Genomic DNA, 2582 nt, shown 5'->3' with positions numbered 1-2582 from the left:
CCTGTTTATTTCAATATGATGTATTATAATAAAGAAGATTCCGATACGGGTTATGAGCGCTTGCGGTCGGAGTGAACTGTATAAGAAGCTTATTAAGTGGGAGGAAGAGAATGCAGACTTTTGATAGAGAACATAGCGTATGGGCCAGATTTGATGTGCAGGAACGGAGAAAGGTTGATGAATATTGTAAAAATTATCGTCAGTTTCTTGATACGGCACGGACGGAACGCTTGGCAGCTAAAGAAATTCTCGGACAGGCTGAGAGTGCGGGATTTCGTTCTATAGACTCATATACGAGTTTGCAAGCGGGAGATAAGGTTTACTGGAATCAAAAGGACAAGTCCGTTATTTTGGCAGTCATTGGAAAATGCCCCTTGGAAAACGGAGCCAGGATCGTCGGCTCTCATATAGATTGCCCGCGATTGGATTTAAAGGTAATGCCGGTTGTCGAAAAAAATAAAATCGTTTATTTTAAGACCCACTATTATGGCGGAGTTTTAAAATACCAGTGGGTATGTCGGCCTTTGAGTTTAATCGGAGTCGTATATAATACGGACGGTCATAAGACAGAAGTTTCTATTGGCGATAATCCGGATGATCCCGTATTTTTTATTAATGACTTATTACCTCATTTGGGAAAAGACCAGGCGGTAAAAAAATTAAGTGAAGCGATTGAAGGTGAAATGCTTATGCCGGTTGTCGGGCTTTGCGGGGAAGAAGAGGAAGTCAAACCGGCAATATTGCAGATTCTCAAAGATAAATACGGCATAGAAGAAGAGGATTTTGCCAGTGCGGAACTGGAAATAGTTCCGGCCCAAAAGAGTAGGGATGTAGGATTGGATCGTTCCATGATTATGGCACACGGACATGACGATAGAGTGTGCTCATATGCCAACTTGGCGGGGATTTTGGATGCAACGGCAGGGGAATTTACTCAAATTGCCCTTTTTGCGGATAAAGAAGAAATCGGGTCCGTAGGAAATACCGGTGTTCAGTCATCGTATTTCCAGGATTTTGTAGCGGAACTACTGGCTTTACAGGGGAAGAAGGAAGAATTATTTGTCCGCCGCATGTTGCGCCATAGCAAGGTTTTGTCAGCCGATGTGTGTGCGGCTTTTGATCCCGTGTTCCCCGGAGCCTACGAAGAAAATAATTCGGCACGCTTGGGTTACGGTATTTGCTTATGTAAATATACGGGAGCTCGCGGTAAAGCCGGAAGTAATGATGCGAACGCCGAGTTTTTGGCACAAGTGCGGCGGATTTTCAATGCAAACGGTGTGCCTTGGCAAACGGGGGAACTCGGTAAGGTAGACCAGGGGGGTGGCGGTACTATTGCCTATATTATGGCCGACTGGGGTTGTGAAGTCGTTGATTGCGGCGTAGCCATGCTCAGTATGCACGCACCGCTTGAATTGGTTGCCAAAACCGATGCGTACTGTGCTTACCTTGCCTATAAAGCCTTCTTTGAAAGTAAGTAACAAAAATGTAAAAACGTCCTGTCAAATCTGATTTGACAGGACGTTTTGTATTATCGTTTGTTGCTTTTTCGCCAAATTTGTTGCTTTTCAGCAGCTTGAATCAACTCTTCGCGGAAGTCGGGGTGAGCTAAACCGATGATCTTCTCGGCCCGCTCCCAGGTAGGTAAGCCGACGAGTCTGGCTATGCCGTATTCCGTAACCATGTACGGAGCTTGCGTGCGCGGAGTCGTAATGATATCGCCTCTCGTAAAATGCGGAAATATATTGGAGTGGCGGATACCCTTTTTGTCGACATACATGGACGGCATGGCGAGAAATGCCTTGCCGTGAGCAGCACTGTAGGCTCCGGTTACGAAGTCAAGTTGGCCTCCGGTACCGCTGATTTGTCGTGTGCCCGATGATTCGGAACAAATTTGTCCGTACAAGTCCATGGAGATACAGCTGTTAATAGAAATAAAATTATCCAGTTCCGCCATGACAGTCGGATTATTTACATATGACATAGGGGCCGAGAGTATTGACTCGTTTTGGTGAAGAAAGTCGTATAACTCTTCCGAACCCATGCAAATGGAGAAAACACCTTTGCCGCGGTGGAGGGTTTTCTTTTTGTTCGTGATTTTCCCGGCCTTGTACAGCTCCAAGTACCCGTCACTCATCAATTCAGTGTGCATGCCCAAGTCTTTCAAATCGGATTGGGCAATAAGTGAGCCCAAGGCGTTAGGCATCCCGCCAATGCCGAGTTGAAGTGTCATGCCGTCGCGTAAATACGGAAAGATGTGTTCGGCAATTTTAATGTCAATGTCTCCGGGATTGCGATTAGGCATAGTCGGCAACGGAGTGTCCGATTCGACGATGTAGTCCACATCGCTAATATGGATATGGTCATTAGCCAGGCCCGAGATAACGGGCATGTGCTTATTCGGAATGACGATAATCTTGCGAGCCGCATCTAACATTTCCTGTTGGCAACAGTTCGTGAGGCCGAAGCTGAAATTACCGTGCCTGTCCATGGGGGAGACGGTAAGCATGGCTACATCGACGGGAGCGATGCCCTGTTCATAATAGGAACCGCAGTGGCGGAAGAGCATAGGTTCATGGTAAGCC

At 46.6% G+C, this 2582-nt stretch carries 2 protein-coding genes; one reads left to right on the top strand and one right to left on the bottom strand.

Going from position 1 to position 2582, the window contains the following annotated elements; translation table 11 throughout:
• Nucleotides 1-110 precede the first annotated feature (110 nt).
• Complete coding sequence (locus PGX78_RS07455) at nt 111-1478, top strand: aminopeptidase (protein ID WP_270446249.1); 1368 nt, start codon at nt 111-113, stop codon at nt 1476-1478.
• Nucleotides 1479-1528: 50 nt separating this feature from the next.
• Here the strand turns inward: PGX78_RS07455 and PGX78_RS07450 are convergent.
• Nucleotides 1529-2582 (bottom strand): acetyl-CoA hydrolase/transferase family protein (locus tag PGX78_RS07450; RefSeq protein WP_270446248.1); only part of this gene is annotated, 1054 nt, incomplete at its 5' end.

This window comes from Megasphaera sp. AF13-6AC (assembly GCF_027685385.1).
Classification (GTDB): domain Bacteria; phylum Bacillota; class Negativicutes; order Veillonellales; family Megasphaeraceae; genus Megasphaera; species Megasphaera micronuciformis.
This window is presented reverse-complemented; position numbering and strand designations above follow the sequence as displayed.

Bases quoted from the DNA above. Each gene is read 5' to 3' on its own strand.
- PGX78_RS07455 (WP_270446249.1), top strand. From the start codon at position 111: ATGCAGACTTTTGATAGAGAACATAGCGTATGGGCCAGATTTGATGTG.